The following is a 265-nucleotide window of genomic DNA, read 5'->3' as shown; positions in this document are numbered from 1 at the left end:
GGGACCTGGCTGTAATCCACGCTGTCGTAATTGGACTTGAAAAACGGATCTTCACTTCTGGCACCAGACACCGATGGAACTACCCAGGACTCTTCAAAATGGCGGTCTGGGCCAAAGAACGTGACAGCCTGTTTCACGAATTGCGTGCCGCTGTTACCCGTAGCAGATACCCAGCCAGCGTAACGCTTCACACCTTCCAGCATGGTTTCAGGATTTACCCCTTCGTTCAGGCGAGCTTTCCAGGCTTTGAAGGCTGCTGATTTTG

1 pseudogene is annotated in these 265 nt (G+C 52.5%); it reads right to left on the bottom strand.

The features are described from left to right. Positions 1-265, bottom strand: a pseudogene (locus tag FDX22_RS19750) (helix-turn-helix domain-containing protein); the annotation flags it as partial.

Source organism: Citrobacter sp. TBCS-14 (assembly GCF_005280805.1).
Taxonomy (GTDB): domain Bacteria; phylum Pseudomonadota; class Gammaproteobacteria; order Enterobacterales; family Enterobacteriaceae; genus Citrobacter; species Citrobacter gillenii.
The sequence above is the reverse complement of the archived record's forward strand: the minus strand, read 5'-3'. Positions and strand labels throughout refer to the sequence as shown.